The 17,326-nt window shown below is 63.0% G+C and carries 16 protein-coding genes; 11 read left to right on the forward strand and 5 right to left on the reverse strand.

The window, feature by feature from the left end:
* Positions 1-13: 13 nt before the first annotated feature.
* From DWB67_RS04070 to kynA, 9 genes are read left to right on the forward strand one after another with little or no spacing between them, the layout of a single operon-like run.
* Positions 14-2,296 (forward strand): bifunctional salicylyl-CoA 5-hydroxylase/oxidoreductase, encoded by a 2,283-nt coding sequence (locus tag DWB67_RS04070; protein WP_119806250.1) that lies wholly within the window; start codon positions 14-16, stop codon positions 2,294-2,296.
* The gene (locus DWB67_RS04075) at positions 2,293-3,018 is read left to right on the forward strand and encodes an SDR family NAD(P)-dependent oxidoreductase (RefSeq protein WP_119806251.1); all 726 of its coding nucleotides are present in this window, start codon (positions 2,293-2,295) and stop codon (positions 3,016-3,018) included. Before DWB67_RS04070 ends, DWB67_RS04075 begins: the two co-directional genes overlap by 4 nt.
* Positions 3,015-3,449: a MarR family winged helix-turn-helix transcriptional regulator gene (locus tag DWB67_RS04080; RefSeq protein WP_119806252.1), complete on the forward strand. Its 435-nt coding sequence runs from the start codon at positions 3,015-3,017 to the stop codon at positions 3,447-3,449. The genes DWB67_RS04075 and DWB67_RS04080 overlap by 4 nt, the downstream gene beginning before the upstream one ends.
* Entirely contained in the window at positions 3,446-4,258 is an 813-nt protein-coding gene (locus DWB67_RS04085; protein WP_255418544.1) for an enoyl-CoA hydratase family protein, read from the forward strand. Before DWB67_RS04080 ends, DWB67_RS04085 begins: the two co-directional genes overlap by 4 nt.
* Positions 4,255-5,388: an acyl-CoA dehydrogenase family protein gene (locus DWB67_RS04090; RefSeq protein WP_119806253.1), complete on the forward strand. Its 1,134-nt coding sequence runs from the start codon at positions 4,255-4,257 to the stop codon at positions 5,386-5,388. The genes DWB67_RS04085 and DWB67_RS04090 overlap by 4 nt, the downstream gene beginning before the upstream one ends.
* On the forward strand, positions 5,385-5,774 hold the full coding sequence (locus DWB67_RS04095; RefSeq protein WP_119806254.1) for a thioesterase family protein: 390 nt from the start codon (positions 5,385-5,387) through the stop codon (positions 5,772-5,774). The genes DWB67_RS04090 and DWB67_RS04095 overlap by 4 nt, the downstream gene beginning before the upstream one ends.
* Positions 5,767-6,162 (forward strand): RidA family protein, encoded by a 396-nt coding sequence (locus DWB67_RS04100; protein WP_119806255.1) that lies wholly within the window; start codon positions 5,767-5,769, stop codon positions 6,160-6,162. Before DWB67_RS04095 ends, DWB67_RS04100 begins: the two co-directional genes overlap by 8 nt.
* A gap of 18 nt (positions 6,163-6,180) precedes the next feature.
* Positions 6,181-7,800 carry an AMP-binding protein gene (locus DWB67_RS04105; protein WP_119806256.1) on the forward strand — a complete coding sequence of 540 codons (1,620 nt, stop codon included), beginning with the start codon at positions 6,181-6,183 and terminating at the stop codon, positions 7,798-7,800.
* On the forward strand, positions 7,797-8,618 hold the full coding sequence (gene kynA, locus DWB67_RS04110) for a tryptophan 2,3-dioxygenase (RefSeq protein ID WP_119806257.1): 822 nt from the start codon (positions 7,797-7,799) through the stop codon (positions 8,616-8,618). The genes DWB67_RS04105 and kynA overlap by 4 nt, the downstream gene beginning before the upstream one ends.
* Here the strand turns inward: kynA and DWB67_RS04115 are convergent.
* Both DWB67_RS04115 and DWB67_RS04120 read right to left on the reverse strand, forming a co-directional pair.
* Positions 8,615-9,334 (reverse strand): N-acetyltransferase, encoded by a 720-nt coding sequence (locus DWB67_RS04115; protein ID WP_119806258.1) that lies wholly within the window; start codon positions 9,332-9,334, stop codon positions 8,615-8,617. The genes kynA and DWB67_RS04115 overlap by 4 nt on opposite strands.
* Positions 9,334-10,074 (reverse strand): molybdopterin-binding protein, encoded by a 741-nt coding sequence (locus tag DWB67_RS04120; protein WP_119806523.1) that lies wholly within the window; start codon positions 10,072-10,074, stop codon positions 9,334-9,336. The genes DWB67_RS04115 and DWB67_RS04120 overlap by 1 nt, the downstream gene beginning before the upstream one ends.
* A 109-nt stretch (positions 10,075-10,183) precedes the next feature.
* On the opposite strand from DWB67_RS04120, the gene map reads away from it, so the two are divergent.
* Complete coding sequence (gene map, locus DWB67_RS04125) at positions 10,184-10,981, forward strand: type I methionyl aminopeptidase (protein ID WP_119806259.1); 798 nt, start codon at positions 10,184-10,186, stop codon at positions 10,979-10,981.
* 39 nt (positions 10,982-11,020) lie between these two features.
* Here map and DWB67_RS04130 read toward each other — a convergent pair whose 3' ends face one another.
* Positions 11,021-11,626 (reverse strand): YqgE/AlgH family protein, encoded by a 606-nt coding sequence (locus tag DWB67_RS04130; protein ID WP_119806260.1) that lies wholly within the window; start codon positions 11,624-11,626, stop codon positions 11,021-11,023.
* 104 nt (positions 11,627-11,730) lie between these two features.
* Between DWB67_RS04130 and DWB67_RS04135 the strand changes: the two genes are divergently transcribed.
* A complete protein-coding gene (locus DWB67_RS04135) occupies positions 11,731-12,609 on the forward strand; it encodes a protein-disulfide reductase DsbD domain-containing protein (RefSeq protein ID WP_182911484.1) in 879 nt (292 codons plus the stop codon).
* Here the strand turns inward: DWB67_RS04135 and DWB67_RS04140 are convergent.
* Together DWB67_RS04140 and DWB67_RS04145 are read right to left on the reverse strand one after the other, a co-directional pair.
* Positions 12,606-15,962, reverse strand: coding sequence for an efflux RND transporter permease subunit (locus DWB67_RS04140; RefSeq protein ID WP_255418545.1), 3,357 nt, complete (start codon positions 15,960-15,962; stop codon positions 12,606-12,608). The genes DWB67_RS04135 and DWB67_RS04140 overlap by 4 nt on opposite strands.
* Positions 15,955-17,292 (reverse strand): efflux RND transporter periplasmic adaptor subunit, encoded by a 1,338-nt coding sequence (locus tag DWB67_RS04145; RefSeq protein ID WP_119806263.1) that lies wholly within the window; start codon positions 17,290-17,292, stop codon positions 15,955-15,957. Before DWB67_RS04145 ends, DWB67_RS04140 begins: the two co-directional genes overlap by 8 nt.
* Between the last annotated feature and the right edge of the window lie 34 nt (positions 17,293-17,326).

Genomic DNA, 17,326 nt, shown 5'->3' on the forward strand with positions numbered 1-17,326 from the left:
GAGGTGGCGCTTGATGAAGATTCTGTGCCTTGGCGGCGGGCCTGCGGGTCTGTATTTCGCGATCTCGATGAAGCTGCGGGACCCGTCGCATGACGTGACGGTGCTGGAACGCAACCGCGCCAACGACACCTTCGGCTGGGGCGTCGTCCTGTCGGATGATGCCTTGGCACGGATGGAAAAGAACGACCCGCCCTCCACCAAGGCCATCCGCGACAATTTCATCTATTGGGACGATATCGCCGTCATCCGCGACGGTCAGCGCGACGTGTCGGGCGGGCATGGGTTCGCCGGTATCGGCCGCAAGAAGCTGCTGATCCTGCTGCAAGACCGCGCGCGCGAGTTGGGCGTCACCATGCAGTTCGAGACCGAATTTGGCCCTGCCGAAAGCTATCGTCGTGACTATGATGTCGTGGTGGCCGCCGACGGCCTGAACAGCCGCGTGCGGGGCGAATATATCAACACTTTCCGCCCCGATATCGACATGCGCCTGTGCAAGTTCATCTGGCTGGGCACGCATCAGAAATTCGACGACGCCTTCACCTTTATCTTCGAAAAGACCCCGCATGGCTGGATGTGGGGGCATGTCTATTCCTTCGACGACGACACCGCGACCTTCATCGTGGAATGCGCGCAGGACACTTGGGATGCTTTCGGTTTCGAGGATATGACCAAGGAAGACATCGTGGAAACCTGCCGCGCGGTCTTTGCCGACCATCTGGGTGGTCACAAGCTGATGTCGAATGCCGAACATCTGCGCGGATCGGCGGTCTGGATGAATTTCCCGCGGGTGGTCTGCGACCGCTGGTATCATGAAAACGTGGTGCTGATGGGGGATGCGGCGGCGACGGGGCATTTCTCGATCGGGTCGGGGACGCGGCTGGCCTTGGACAGCGCCATCGCGCTGGCTGATTACCTGCGCAGCGAACCCACACTGGAAGGTGCCTTCCAACGCTATCAGGACGAACGGCGGGTCGAGGTTTTGCGCCTGCAATCCGCCGCCCGCAACAGCCTTGAATGGTTCGAGGAGGTCGAGCGTTACTTCGACCTGCACCCCATCCAGTTCACCTATTCCCTGCTGACCCGCAGCCAGCGCATCAGCCATGAAAACCTGCGCCTGCGCGACCCCGACTGGGTGCGTCGGGCCGAGGATTGGTTCCAGCAGCAGGCAGGCGGACAAACCGGACGCGCGCCGATGTTCGCCCCCTTCCGCCTGCGCGACATGGTGCTGAAGAACCGCATCGTCGTGTCGCCCATGGCGCAATACAAGGCGCAGGACGGCTGCCCGACCGACTGGCATCTGGTCCATTACGGCGAACGCGCCAAGGGCGGCGCCGGCCTGATCTATACCGAAATGACCTGCGTCAGCGCCGAGGGTCGTATCACGCCGGGCTGTCCCGGTCTTTACGCCCCCGAACATCAGACCGCATGGGCGCGCATCGTCGATTTCGTCCACAGCGAAACCGACGCAAAGATCTGCTGCCAGATCGGCCATGCGGGACGCAAGGGCAGCACGCGTATCGGGTGGGAAGGCATGGACAAGCCCTTGGCCGATGGCAATTGGCCGCTGATATCGGCCTCGGCCCTGCCGTGGTCCGACGGCAATGCCAACCCGCGTGAAATGACGCAGGCGGATATGGATGTCGTGCGCGGGCAGTTCGTCGGCGCGACGCATATGGCCGATGCGGCAGGCTTTGACATGATCGAGCTGCACGCGGCCCATGGCTATCTGATCAGCAGCTTTCTGTCGCCGGTGTCAAACCGGCGCATCGACGACTATGGCGGCAGTCTGGAAAACCGCCTGCGCTGGCCCTTGCAGGTGCTGATTGCGATGCGCGCCGCATGGCCGAAGGACAGGCCGATGGCGGTTCGCATCTCGGCCACCGACTGGACCGACGACGGCATCACCCCCGACGAAGCGGTGGCCATCGCCCGCGCCTTCCATGAGGCGGGCGCCGATATCATCGACGTCTCCGCGGGCCAGACGACGCCGGACGCCAAGCCGGTCTATGGCCGGATGTTCCAGACGCCGTTTTCGGACCGCATCCGAAATCAGGCGGGCATCGCCACCATGGCCGTCGGCAACATCACCGAGGCCGATCAGGTGAATTCGATCCTGATGGCGGGGCGGGCCGATCTGGTCTGTCTGGCGCGTCCGCATCTGGCCGACCCTTATTGGACGCTGCATGCCGCAACCGCGCTTGGCGATACGGGCACTGAATGGCCCTTGCCCTATCTGGCAGGTGCCGATCAGGCCCGCCGCCTTGCCCAGAAACAATCCGAGGAGTTCCGCGCATGAGCACCGTCCTGATCACCGGCGGCGGTAGCGGCACGGGTGCCGACATGGCCCGCGGCTTTGCCGAACGCGGGTATGATGTCGTCATCACCGGACGCGACCGTGCGAAACTGGACCGCGTCGCAGGGGGCCGCATCCGCGCCGTCACCGGCGATGTCAGCGACCCCGATCATGTAGCCGAGGTTTTCGCCGCCGCAGGCCCCTGCCAGGTCGTTATCGCCAACGCCGGCGTTGCCGAGGCCGCACCCTTTGGCAAGATCAGTATGGACCACTGGAACCGCATTATCGCGGTCAACCTGACCGGCGTCTTCCTGACCTTCCAACAGGGGCTGGCGCAGATGCAGGCGGGGGGGCGAATGATCGCCATCGCCTCGATCGCGGGGCTGCGGGGGGCGGCCTATGCCGCGCCCTATGCAGCCAGCAAACACGGCGTGATGGGACTGGTGCGGTCGCTGGCGCAAGAGGTTGCCAGAAAAGACATCACCGTCAATGCCATCTGCCCCGGATATCTGGATACCGAAATGACGCAGCGCAGCATCGACAACGTCATGGAGAAAACCGGACGCGACCATGCAGCGGCTGTCGCCCTGATCGCGGGGCGCAATCCGCAGGGCAAATTGATCCCGCCATCCGACGTGACAGCGGCGGCGCTTTGGCTGGCAACCGCCGGATCGGGCGGCATGAACGGTCAGGCCATCACGCTGGACGGAGGTGAAGGGCCGTGAACGATCTGTCCAAACAGCGCCTTAAGACATGGATCCGCATTCTTGGGGTGACCCGCCATACCGAAAGCAGATTGCGCGATTATCTGCGACGCGAACATGGCACCACCCTGCCCCGTTTTGATGTCATGGCGGCGCTGTGGCGCTGTCGTGACGGCGTGACGATGTCGGAACTGTCGCGGATGCTGCTGGTGTCCAACGGGAATGCCACTGCCGTCGTCGACCGGCTGGAGGCCGACGGCATGGCCAAGCGCGAGGCCGAGGATGGCGACCGTCGCCGCATCCGCGTGCGCCTGACCCCGACAGGGCTGGCCGCTTTTGAAGCGATGGCCAGCGGACACGAGGCGCAGGTCGATGCCATCTTTGCCAATCTGACGCAAACCGATCTGGACACCATGCGCGATATCCTGTCCCGCGCGAAAGGAGCGATATGACCCTGATCCAGATGGCTGACCGCAGCCCGCAGCATTTCCTGTGGCAGGTGACCGACCGCATCGGCGTCATCCGCCTGAACCGCCCCGAGCGCAAGAACCCGCTGACCTTCGACAGCTATGCCGAACTGTCGTCCCATTTCCGCGATCTGGCCCATGCCGATGATGTGGATGTGGTGGTGATCGCCAGCAATGGCGGCAATTTCTGTTCGGGCGGCGATGTGCATGAAATCATCGGGCCGCTGGTCGGGATGAAAATGCCGCAGCTGCTGGCCTTTACCCGCATGACCGGCGAATTGGTCAAAGCAATGATCCATTGCCAGAAACCTGTCATCGCCGCGGTCGAGGGCATTTGCGTCGGCGCGGGTGCGATCATGGCCATGGCCTCGGACATGCGGCTGGCGGCACCTTCGGCCAAGGCGGCGTTCCTGTTTACCAAGGTCGGGCTGGCCGGATGCGACATGGGGGCCTGCGCCATGCTGCCCCGCATTATCGGACAGGGCCGCGCATCCGAACTGCTCTACACCGGTCGCCTGCTGCGGGCAGAGGAGGGTGAGCGCTGGGGCTTCTGGAACAGCCTGCATGATGATGTGGAAACTGCTGCGATGGAACTGGCCCGCAATATTGCCGCCGGTCCGACATGGGCGCATGGCATGACCAAGACCCAGCTGACGCAGGAATGGAATATGGGGTTGGATCAGGCCATCGAAGCCGAAGCGCAGGCACAGGCCATCTGCATGCAGACCGCCGATTTCGAACGCGCCTATCACGCATTTGTCGCCAGACAGACCCCCGTGTTCGAGGGTAACTGATGGACCGCAGCTTTCTAGATTGGCCCTTTTTCGAAGACCACCACCGGACCTTGGCCGCAGAGCTGGATGCATGGGCAAAAGCCAACCTGCCGGTCGATCACGGTGATGTCGATGCGGCCTGTCGCGGGCTGGTGGTGGCCTTGGGTCAGGGCGGCTGGCTGCACCATTCCGGCGGCACGGCGCTGGATATCAGGGCGCTGTGCATCATTCGCGAAACGCTGGCACGCCGCGACGGGCTGGCCGATTTCGCCTTTGCGATGCAGGGGCTAGGCATGGGGGCCGTTACCTTGTTCGGCAATGACGGGCAACGTGCTTGGTTGGACCGGACGCGGGCGGGCGATGCGATTTCGGGTTTTGCGCTGACCGAACCGAATTCGGGGTCGGATGTCGCGCGGACCGCCACCACCGCGCGGCGCGATAGCGATGACTGGGTGCTGGACGGGGAAAAGACCTATATCTCGAACGGTGGCATCGCCGACGTCTATGTCATCATTGTCCGCACGGGCGAGGCTGCGGGTGCCAAGGGTCTGTCGGCCTTTTTGCTGCCCGCCGCCACACCGGGTTTGCAGGTCGTCGACCGGATCGAGGTGATGGCCCCCCATCCGCTGGCCCATCTGCGGCTGACAGATGTGCGTCTGCCTGCCGATGCGCTGATCGGTCAGGCGGGGCAAGGTTTCCGCATCGCCATGACGGTTCTGGACCATTTCCGCCCCACCGTCGGGGCCGCTGCCTTGGGCTTTGGCCGCCGTGCGCTGGACGAAGCCCTGACCCGCGTCCGCGAACGCCAGCTGTTCGGCGCACCTATGTCCGATCTGCAGATGGTTCAGGGCCATTTGGCCGATATGGCGCTAAAGATCGATGCCGCCGCCCTGCTGGTCTATCGCGCTGCATGGGCCAAGGATCAGGGTGCGCCCCGCATCACGCGCGAGGCGGCGATGGCCAAGCTGTACGCGACCGAGGCTGCCCAGCAGGTCATCGACCAAGCCGTGCAACTGTTCGGCGGCGACGGTGTCCGCGTCGGCATGCCGGTCGAGAGCCTTTACCGCGAAATCCGCGCCTTGCGCATCTATGAAGGGGCCAGCGACGTGCAAAAGCTGATCATCGCCCGCAGTGTGTTGAAGGAATCATGATCTATTCCCGCACCATCGCCATCGAATTCTGCCACTGCGATCCGGCGGGCATCGTCTTTTATCCCCGCTATGCTGAAATGGTGAATCACATGGTGGAAAACTTCTTCCTTGAAGTGATCGGCCACGGCTTCGGCCCGATGATGGCCGCAGGTCAGGGCATGCCGACGGTCAAGCTGGAAATGGACTTTAAGAAACCTTCGCGGCTTGGGGATCGCATCCAATGGGATCTGCAGGTCGAACATCTGGGCACAAGCAGCGTGCGTTTCCTGATCCGCGCCGAAGACCGGCTGGAGGCGCGCAGCACCGTCGTCTGGATGGCGCGCGATTTCACCCCCTCGCCCTGGCCCGACGATTTCCGCACCACGTTGGAGGCTTATCATGCATGAACCCTTGCACCCCGCGCATTGGAAGCGTGCCGTCGGATATGCCAACGGCATCATGGCGCGTGGCAGGACCATCTATACCGGCGGATTAGTGGGCTGGGATGCCGATCAGCAGTTCCAGGCCGATGATTTTGCCGGTCAAGTCCGGCAGGTGTTGGAAAACATCGTCGCCGTGCTGGCCGAGGGTGGCGCAGGTCCCGAACATATCGTCCGCCTGACATGGTATGTCACCGACAAGCATGAATATCTGGGCGCCCTGCGCGACATCGGGGCCGCTTATCGCGACGTCATTGGACGCCATTATCCCGCCATGGCCTTGGTGCAGGTCGTGGCGCTGGTCGAGGATCGCGCCAAGGTCGAGATCGAAGCCACAGCCGTCGTACCGGACTGAAACCTCAAGGGGATCGCCATGCCAGCATTGGGACCAAGCGGACATCAGGACAGCTTTACGCGCGACCACCTGCCGCCGCCCGATCAATGGCCGGTGATCGATCTGTCCGGCTTTGACTATCCCGACTGGCTGAATATCGGCGCGGAACTGACCGACCGCATGGTCGATCGCGGCTTTGGCGACCGGATCGCGCTGGTCGGCAACGGGCGGGCGCGCACCTATAAGGAGCTGTCGGATTGGACCAACCGGCTGGCCCATGCGCTGATCAGCGACTATGGCGTGAAACCCGGCAACCGCGTGCTGATCCGGTCGGCAAACAACCCCGCGATGGTCGCTTGCTGGCTGGCCGCAACCAAGGCGGGGGCGGTGGTCGTCAACACCATGCCGATGCTGCGCGCCAAGGAATTGGGCCAGATCGTCGACAAGGCGCAGGTCGCCTTTGCGCTGTGCGACACCCGCCTGATGGAGGAGATTGTCGCCACCGCCAAAGAATCGCCGCTGCTGAACACCGTGATCGGCTTTGACGGCACCGCCAATCATGACGCCGAACTGGACCGCGCCGCCCTGACCAAGCCGGTGCGATTTGATGCCGTCCGCACCGGTCGCGATGACGTGGCGCTGTTGGGCATGACATCAGGATCGACGGGCGAACCAAAGGCAACGATGCATTTCCACCGCGACCTGCTGATCATCGCCGATGGCTACGCGCACGAGGTTCTGTCCGTCACCCCCGATGATGTCTTTGTCGGCAGTCCGCCACTGGCGTTTACATTCGGTCTGGGCGGGCTGGCGGTCTTTCCGCTGCGCTTCGGGGCCAGCGCTGTGCTGCTGGAAAACGCATCGCCGCCGAATATGATCAAGATCATTCAGGAACATCGCGCCACCATCTGCTTTACCGCGCCGACTGCCTATCGCGTCATGCTGCGCGCGATGGAGGAAGGCGCCGATCTGTCCAGCCTGCGGGTTGCGGTCAGCGCGGGGGAAACCCTGCCCGCCCCCGTCTGGCAGGATTGGCACGACCGCACCGGCAAACCGATGCTGGACGGCATCGGCGCGACCGAGATGTTGCACATCTTCCTGACCAACCGTCTGGATGACAGCCACCCCGGCTGCACGGGCCGTCCGGTCCAAGGGTATCGTGCCCGTATCATCGGCGATGACGGGGCCGAGGTTCCGCGCGGAGATATGGGCCGTCTGGCCGTTATCGGCCCCATCGGCTGTCGATATCTGGATGATGCGCGGCAGGGGGATTACGTCGAGAATGGCTGGAACCTGACGGGCGACACCTTCTGGCAGGATGATGACGGGCGTTTCCATTTCGCGGCGCGTTGTGACGATATCATCGTCTCCTCGGGCTATAACATCGCGGGACCTGATGTCGAAGCGGCCTTGCTGGCGCATGCCGATGTGGCCGAATGCGCGGTGATCGGCGTGGCCGACGCGGAACGTGGCCAGATCGTGCAGGCGCATGTGGTGCTGGCCGATGGCGTGGCCCCCGATCAGGCCACCACAGAACGGTTGCAGCGCCACGTCAAGGACAACATCGCGCCCTTCAAATATCCGCGCAGCGTGGTCTTTTGCGATGCGCTCCCCAAAACCCAGACGGGCAAAATTCAACGATTCAGGCTGAAGCAATGACCTACGATCCCGCGTCCGAAGGCGCCCAGATGTCCTTTGACGGGCGCATGTCCTATGGCGATTATCTGGGGCTGGACAAGATCCTGACCGCCCAGCATCCGCTGTCGGACGCGCATGACGAAATGCTGTTCGTCATCCAGCACCAGACAAGCGAGCTGTGGATGAAGTTGGCCCTGCATGAAATGTCCGCCGCCCGCGCCAGCATCGCGGCAGGCAACCTGCGCCCTGCCTTCAAGATGCTGTCCCGTGTCTCGCGCATCATGGAACAGTTGAACAGCGCATGGGATGTGCTGCGGACGATGACGCCCAGTGAATATACCGAATTTCGCCCCTCGCTGGCGCAAAGCAGCGGGTTCCAGTCGTTCCAGTACCGGATGATCGAATTCGTCGCGGGCAACCGCAATATGGCGATGATCGGCCCGCATGAACACCGCCCCGAACTGGCCGCCGCCCTGCGGGCCGAGGCGGCATCGCCTTCGCTTTACGACGTTGTAATGGACCGGCTGCGCGATGCGGGTTTCGATGTGCCCGCACGGACCGAACTGGACAAACCGCATTACGCCGACCCTGCCGCCCGCGCCGCATGGGCCCAAGTCTATCGCGACCCTGCAAAATACTGGGAACTGTACGAACTGGCCGAAAAGCTGGTCGATTTCGAGGATTACTTCCGCCGCTGGCGCTTCAACCACGTCACCACGGTCGAACGGGTCATCGGGTTCAAGCGCGGGTCGGGCGGCACCTCGGGCGTCAGCTATCTGCGGCGGATGCTGGACGTGGTCTTGTATCCAGACCTGTGGGAATTGCGGACGGAACTTTAGTCCCGTCCGTAATAGGCATAGCTGCCGGTCATGCTGAAACCCATGCTGGCATAGGTCGCCTGCGCCGCCTGATTGGCACGGCTGACCGCCAGCCCGATACGGGTCGCGCCCTGTTCGGCAGCCCAGAATGCCGCCTGACGCATCATCCAACCGGCAAGGCCCTGACGGCGGAAAGGGTCCAGAACCTCGACCCCGTGGACCATCGCGACGGGACCGCAGATTGCGGCAAAGGCACTGCCTGCAGCACGGTCCTGCATGCGCCCAAGGATGGATGTCTTGGGGTGCCCTACGCGATCCATGACCGCCTGACGCGCCGGGGTGATACTGCCTGCGGCCCAAATATCGCGCTGGATTGCCATAGGCGGCCAAACAGCGAATGTCGTGACAGGTGGCAGTGGTTCATCGGTCAAGGATGCCACCGGCGCAGACATCACCAAAGTTGGCGTTTCCACCGCGAACCCGTTTCCGGTCAGCGCGGCGATCAGATCACTTTCATCATCCCACGCACGAAACAGGGGGCGTTGGCCCCATGCCACATGTTGCGCGCAGACAGCGTCGATATCAGCCTGCCCCCACATCCCGTCGGCAATGGCCGAGCTGACCCGCCCACCGGCACCAAGCCCCCGTCCCACCAGAAACCCGCCACAACGGGCGGTTTCGGCGGCGGGCCATGTCGCCTCGAATGTGCGGGCAAGATCGGCGTCGGGGCGGGCCATTACAGCGACAGACGCGCCTTCAGGGCGGCCATTCCTTCGGCCACGCGGGCCTGATCCAGACCGCGCACCACAAGGTTGGTGCCCCAGCCGGTATCGTCGCGGAACGGATAGGACCCCAGCGACAGGTCGGCGAAATCGGCGGCGACGGCCTTCAGATCCTCGGCCACGTCGCTTTCGCCGCGGCGCACCTCGACCGTCAGGGACTGGACGGGGCGACCGCCGGGCAGGTTGGGGACTAACCATGCGACCATGCCACGAAACACCTCGGGCACGCCCGCCATGACATGGGTGTTGCCAATGGAAAATCCGGGCGCGCCCGACACCGAATTGTCCAACAGCGTCGCGCCAACCGGAATACGGGCCATCCGCAGACGGTTTTCGGTCAGCTCGGTCCCCATACGGTCACAGCGTTCCTGCAAAATCGCGCGGGCCTCGGGGTGGATTTCGACCGTTGTGTTATGGGCGGCGGCAACGGCATCTGCGGTGATATCGTCATGGGTCGGGCCAATCCCGCCCGAGGTGAACAGCAGGTCGTATTTGCCGCCAAGCGATTTGTCGTATTCACGGATCGTTTGGACAATGCGGTCATGGTCATCGGCCACGACACGGATTTCCTGCAGGTCGAAACCGGTCGCCGTCAGCACCTGCGCCAGATGATGGGCATTGCCTTCACGGGTGCGGCCCGACAGGATTTCGTCTCCGATGACCAGAATCGCGGCGGTAGGGTTGTCCGACTGCATCTGCGCTGCCCCTTGGCTTGAAATGTTGTCCATCCTTTTATGCCCGTGCGAAGGGGTGGAACAAGTGGGCACGGGGCTCTATCTAGCGGGAACACAGAAAGGATCAGCGATGGACGAAGGTCGTATTACCAAAGAAGGCATCCGCATCCACCTGCCACAGGATTCCGCAGGTATGCAAAAAGCAGGTGCGATTGCCGCGCAGATCCTGGACGAGGTCGGGCCTATGGTCGAACCCGGCCTGACCACAGGTGCATTGGACGATTTCATCACCAACCGCATCACCGAACTGGGGGCGACATCGGCCACCATCGGATACCGCGGTTACCAGCATGCCAGCTGCATCAGCGTCAACCATGTGGTTTGCCACGGGATTCCGGGCGACAAGGTGCTGAAGGACGGCGACATCCTGAACATCGACGTGACGGTCATCGTGGATGGCTGGTTCGGTGACACCAGCCGGATGTATGTGGCCGGACGCGCACCGCTCAAGGCGCAGCGGTTGCTGAAAGTTACCCATGACGCACTGATGAAGGGCATCGAGGTTGTCCGCCCCGGCGCGACATTCGGCGATATCGGTGCCGCCATCCAGACCTATGCCGAAGGGCACCGCATGTCTGTCGTGCGCGACTTTTGTGGCCATGGTATCGGAAAAGTGTTCCACGCGCCGCCGAACGTCCTGCATTTCGGTCGTCAGGGCAAAGGTCCGGTGCTGGAGGAAGGGATGTTCTTTACCATCGAGCCGATGATCAACCTTGGCCGCCCCGAAACCAAGGTTCTGGCCGATGACTGGACCGCCGTGACCCGCGACAAATCGCTGTCCGCGCAGTTCGAACATTCCATCGGTGTCACCGCAGACGGGTTCGAGATTTTCACCCCTTCGGAAAAGTTTTTCCCCGATCTGGGCTGACGTAACAGCATCCCGCAGCATAACGCTGCGGGATGTGTTTCAGGCACGACCTGCAGCCGCCGACAGCACCGAAGGGTCGATCCCTTGGGCCCTCAAGGCCCGCTGCCATTTGTCCTCGTTTGCGGCGTCAAAGATCAGATCCTCGGCGCTGTCACCGGTCAGCCAGCCATTCGCCAGCATCTCGGATTCCAGCTGCCCCGGTCCCCATCCGGCATAGCCCAGGGCCAGCACGGCAGGGTCGGGTCCGGTGCCCTGCGCCAGATCCTCGAGAATGTCGCGGGTGGTGGACATCGCCAGCGAATGACCGATGCGCATACGGCCTTCGGGGTCCTGCCCGTGTTCGGCCACCTTATGCAGCACGAAACCGCGTCCCGGTTCGACAGGTCCGCCGAAACGGATCTGGACGGGACGGGCGTTTTCCTCGACCTCGATTCCCAGTTGTTCCAGCAGTTCGGTGAAGTCGATTTCAGGCAGCGCGTGGTTCAGCACCAGCCCCATCGCGCCTTCATCGGAATGGGCACAGATCAGAACGACCGATCTTTCAAAACGGGGATCCCCCATCCCCGGCATGGCGATCAGGATCTTGCCGGTCAGATTGGAATGCGCGGTTCCTGTATCGGCGGTAGTTTTCTGCGTGATGCTCATTATGGCTCCTTTCCTGCAAAGATCGTGGCTTGGGGGCAATGTTGCAAGGCTCACGCGCATTTGTGACTTTCCATAGGGGTCACCTGACGGCTAGGTATTTGTCCATGACGCGCATTTCATCCAGATTTACCGCCCTTCTTCTTACCGCCACCTGCCTTGCCCCCCATCTGGCACTGTCGCAGGAATTGCTGTCCACACCTTGGCAATCAACGCCGTGGCAGGCTGACGACACGCCGGACGCCGCAGCCATCATGCCCCCCGGTCTGCAATCGGCACGGCTGCTGCCGGGGTGGACCGATGCACAAGGTGACCGCGTGATGGCACTGGAACTGGTGCTGGAACCCGGCTGGAAAACCTATTGGCGCACGCCCGGCGATACCGGCCTGCCCCCGCATTTCGAATGGGAAGGGTCGCAGAACCTGTCGGACGTGACATTCCACTGGCCCGCCCCCCAAGCGATCAGATCCGGTGATACGCTGGAAATGGGTTATCACGACCGGCTGGTCCTGCCCTTTACGGCCCATGCGACCGATGCGACAAAACCAATTGCGGTCGAAACGCAGGTCGATATCGGTCTGTGCGAAAGCATCTGCGTGCCTGCCGCTCTGGATCTGACCGCCGGTCAGGCCGCACCCGATCCAGACCCTGTCATTCTGGCTGCCCTTAAAGCCGAACCCGCAAGGATCGCAGGTCATTTTTCATGCCGGCTGACAGAAATGGATGATGGCATGCGGCTGTCCGTCGCGCTGCCATCACCCGACATCACGCTTGCCGCGATAGAGCTGACGGACCAACCCGACATCTGGGTGTCATCTGCCGATCTGGTGGACAAGGGTCAGGGCCCAAGTGCGGTGGTCGAAATGGTCGGACCGACGGGCAAACCCTTTGACATCGACCCCAAGGCCCTGCGCGTGACAATGGTAACCGGCAGCGAAGGAAATTCCTCGGCGGTTGAAATGTCGGGATGTGATCTGCAGGATTAGGCCGTGGCGGCGCGGCGGATCATCACCCCCGCGCCGATCAGGACCAGAGCCAGCAGCAACAGATAGCTGCCAAAAGCAATTCCGGCACCCGCCAGTGGCCACCATGCGGGCAGGGCAACCCCCGCCACCGCAACAGCCGCCAGTGGCAGCAACGTCACCACAAAGGCCAGTATCGCAGCCGCTGTTGCCATCCGCATCGCACGCCGCATGGCGGGCGCACGACCGGTTGCAAGGCTGCGGCGGAACCCCTGACGCATCCGTGCCAGATCGGCCCCGATGGCCAGCACCGCAGGCACAACCAGCAACACAAGCACCATGCCGAAGGCCAGACCATAGGCCAGCGTCACGACGGTCGGCTTCAGGAATAACGCCTGCGAGGACCGTTCATACAACAACGGCGCAAGCCCCAGAACGGTTGTGGCCGTGGTCAGCAACACGGGCCGGAAACGGTCGGCCACGGCATCCATGATTGCCGGACGCAAACCGCGATCCACAGCATATTCATCGATGGTGGAAATCAGCACGATGGAATCATTGATGATAATCCCCGACATGCCGATCAGCCCGACGATCGAGAACATGCTTAGCGGCAATTGCCACGCGTCATGCCCCCAAACCGCGCCGATCAGCCCGAAAGGGATGACCGACATCACCACCAAGGGACGCGCCCAACTGGAAAAGATCCACGCCAGCACCATATAGATGCCCGTCAGTGCCAAGGCGAAACCGGCCAGCGCGTCCGACAGGAATTCGCCCTCCTGCTCGGACAAGCCGGTGACATCGTAGAGCACACCATATTCGGCAGCGATATCGGGCAGCAGGTTGTCTTGCAGGTCTTGGGTAATCTGGGCCGCGCGTGCGGGATCGTCGCCGGAAATATCCCCCGTGACCAGAATCATCCGTTCACCGTTTTCACGCCGGACGACAGAAAAACCTGCCTCGGTGGTGACAGTGACGATATCGGATAGGGGCACCCATTGCCCTGACGCGGTCCGCATCAACATGCTGTCCAGAAAATCGCCGCGGCGTTCTTCCTCGGGCAATTCGACGGTGATGACACCGGTGCGGGTGCCGACGGGGAAGGTCGCCGCCTCGATCCCGCCAAGGCGCTGGCGCAATTCGCGGGCAAGGGATTGCGTGGTAAAGCCCAAAGCTTCGCCCTGCGGGGTCAGGTTCAGGGCCAGTTCGTCCTTGTCGTAATCCATGCTGTCTTCCAACGCGGATACCTCGGGGGATTGGGCCAGACGTTGTTTCAATGCCTCGGCTGCGGCCTTAAGCTGGATCGCATCCGCGCCGGTCATACGAACCGATATGGCATCCCCGCCGGGCCCCGACCGTGACCCGCGAAAGCTAATGGTTTCAAGACGCGGATCGGTCGGCATCGCCTGTTGCAGTGCCTGAACGAATTCAAAGCTGGAATAGGGGCGGAAATCCGGATCGATCAGTTCCAGCTGCACCGCACCCAGCAGGTCGGCATCCTTTGTTTCAGCACCGGGCAGCGGACGTCCGGCATTGCCGCCGACCATGGTCATGACATGGGTGACGGGGTTCAGGCCGTATTCGCCTTCATATTCGGCGGCTACTTTTTCGACTGCCGCCTGCACCAGCCCCATGACCCGCAGCGTATCGTCACGATCAGCGACCGGCAGCATGGCGAAATTGCCCGCAACGCTGCCCTGTTCGGGCGCGTCAAAGAACCGCCACGGCACCTTGCCCGACATCAGCGTCGCCGCCGACCATGACAGACCGACAATCGTCAGTGCCAGTACCGGATAGCGCCACAGCAGCACGAACCGCGTCAAGGGCCGGATCACAGTCGCCACAAAGCGGTCCAGCCAGCGGTTCATCACGATCGAGGGCCGGTCGTACCATCTGACCTTGGCACTGCTGGCCAGCGCATGGGCCATATGGTTGGGCAGGATCAGAAAGCATTCCACCAGTGATGCGATCAATACCATGATCACCGTCATGGGAATATCGCTGACCAACCGCCCAAAACGGCCGCCGATGAAGGCAAGCCCCGCAAAGGCAATGACCGTTGTCAGGGTCGATGACACCACCGGCGCACCCATGCGGGTGGCGGCCCGTTCGGCGGCGACCTTCGGGGCCTCGCCCAGTTTGCGGGCGCGGTAATCGGCATGCTCCCCCACGACGATGGCATCATCGACGATAATCCCCAGCGTCAGGATCAGCGCGAAAAGCGAGATCATGTTGATCGTCATGCCCGCCGCATACATCAGGGCGACCGCGGCCAGCAGCGATGCCGGAATACCTGCCGCCACCCAGATGGCCGTGCGGGCATTCAGGAACAAAAACAGCAGCCCCAGCACCAGTGCCAGCCCCATGACTGCATTGTCCAGCAACAGATCCAGCCGCGCCGAGATCAGCTCGGCCCGCGCACGGACCAGTTCCATCGTGACGCCCTGCGGCAGGGTCGGGGCCATCTGGGCGACGGCATCTTCGACCTGCCGCTGCATGCCGATGGCGTCGCCTGTGGCACTGCGCTGGACGGCGACCGTCACGGCGGGCTGGCCCTTGACGAAATAAGCGATGTCGCGGTCGATCCCGCTGTCACTGACGGTGGCCACATCCCCGACTGTCAGCTGCGTGCCATCGGGCTGCGCCTTCAGGACCAACGCCCCGACCGCCGCCGGATCGCGGGTTTCCGTCCCCGTCCGCACCCGCGCCGTCCCCGAAGAAATATCCCCCGCCGGTGTCACGGCAGCAGCGGCACCGATGACCGTGGCCACATCCTCCATCGAGACATCGTGCCGGATCAGATCGGCCATATTCAGTTCGACCAGCGTTTCGGGGGCCGACAGCCCCACCGTGGACAGACGCGTCACGCCGCGCGCATAAAGCCGGTTGGACAGATCATCGGCAATCCGGCCCAGCTGGGCCAGGCCGACAGGCCCTGAAATCACCACATCGGCCACGGAATCGCGCCACGCACGGCGGGTGATTTCCGGATCTTCTGCCCCTTCGGGCAGATCGCCTGCGGCACTGATGGCGGTTTCAACATCGGCTGCGGCGCGCGACATATCCCAATCGGGTTCGAATTCCAGACGCAGTCGGGCCGCGCCCTGCGTGGCGCGGGTTTCGGTCAGATCGACACCTTCAACCCCCATCAGCGCAGGTTCAAGGACGCCGATGATGGAGCGATCGACATCATCGGCACCTGCCCCGTCCCATTGGACGTCGACGTCGATTTCCTGAATGACCGTGTCGGGAAAAAACTGCGCCCGCAAACGGGGCGCGGCATAAAGGCCGGCCACAACCATGACGGCCAGCACAAGGTTCGCCAGCGTTTTGTGGCGGACGAAAAGCGATAAAAGCCCGCGCGATCTAGCCACGGCCCTGCCCCTGATCCCGTTGCGCCTGTCGGTCGGCTTCGGATGTGGCAGGTTCGGGGGCCTCGGCATCGCGGATACGGATGCCCGTGCCCAGTTGCGGCGCGCGTTCGGCGACAATGCGCGCGCCCTCCAATTCCGGTGGGACGCGGATCACCACATCGTCGGCCTGCCGCCGCAGGATGCTGACCAGCATCGCCGTCAAACGGCCATTTGCGTCTGCGACCAGCACCGCGCCATCGGCCCCGATCGCGGTGGCGGGAACCACGGCGGCATCGGCCACCGCAGGTTCGGTGATATGGCTGCGGACGAAATCACCGGGACGCAAAGCCGCGCCGCCTTCGGTGATACGGGCAAAGACAATCCGCCCCGCACTGCCCGAGGCGACAGATGCCGCCGCCCGATCCAGTTGCGCCTTGGCCGTCAGCTGGCCCGCACTGCCATCCAGAACCACGGTCACTGGATGATCGCCCAGCTTGCCATCGGCATCCACCAGTCGCGCGAACTGGTTCAGGGACAGCGGGATCTGCACCTCTAGCGCGTCGGGGTCGATGATGGTGGCCAGCTGTTCGTTCAGACTGACCAGCCCGCCCTGCACCACGGTCACATTGGTCACACGTCCGTCAAAACCCGCGCGCAATTCGGTATCGGCCAGTTCGCGGCGCGCCTCGGACAGGTCAACCTCGGACCGGCGCAGCGCGCTTTCGGATAGGGTCACGGCGCTTTCGGCATCGGCCAATGCCGCGCGGCGGCTGATAACGGCCTGTTCGGCAGTCGATGCAGCCAGCTGCGCGGTTTCGCGGTCAGCGCTGGTGCCAAGTCCGCGACCGGACAGTTCCTGCTGACGGACAACGGCAGCTTCGCGCAGTTCGGCCTGACGTTCGGCTGCGGCCAGATCCTGCTGGGCAATCAGAACCGACCGTCGCGCATCGGCCAATGCACCTTCGGCGTCATCGCGTTGCGCCTGACCGTTATCCAGTGCTGCCTGCGCCGCCGAAGGGTCGATCCGCGCCAGCAATTGCCCCGCCACAACCGTTCCGCCTTCCTGCAAGGCATCCGCCAGTTCCACGATCCTGCCTGATGCACCGGCCCGCAGTTGTAATTCGCGCCGCGATTCGACACTGCCGAAAACCTGCAGTTCGGGCTGGACCTGTCCTGCGGCAATGTTCAGCAAACGGGCGACATAAACCTGTTCCGAGGGCCCACGCCCCTGTCTGGCGTCACCCTCCGAAGGTAGGGACGCCTGCCATATCTGTAAAGCCGCTAAAAACAGCAGCGCAACGGTCACAAAAGTCAGAAACAGCCCCATCAGGCCACGGGTCAGAAAACGCATGCGTTATGGATCCATATGTCGGACGGTCCGGATA

It is taken from the genome of Paracoccus sp. JM45, assembly GCF_003590715.1.
Classification (GTDB): Bacteria; Pseudomonadota; Alphaproteobacteria; order Rhodobacterales; family Rhodobacteraceae; genus Paracoccus.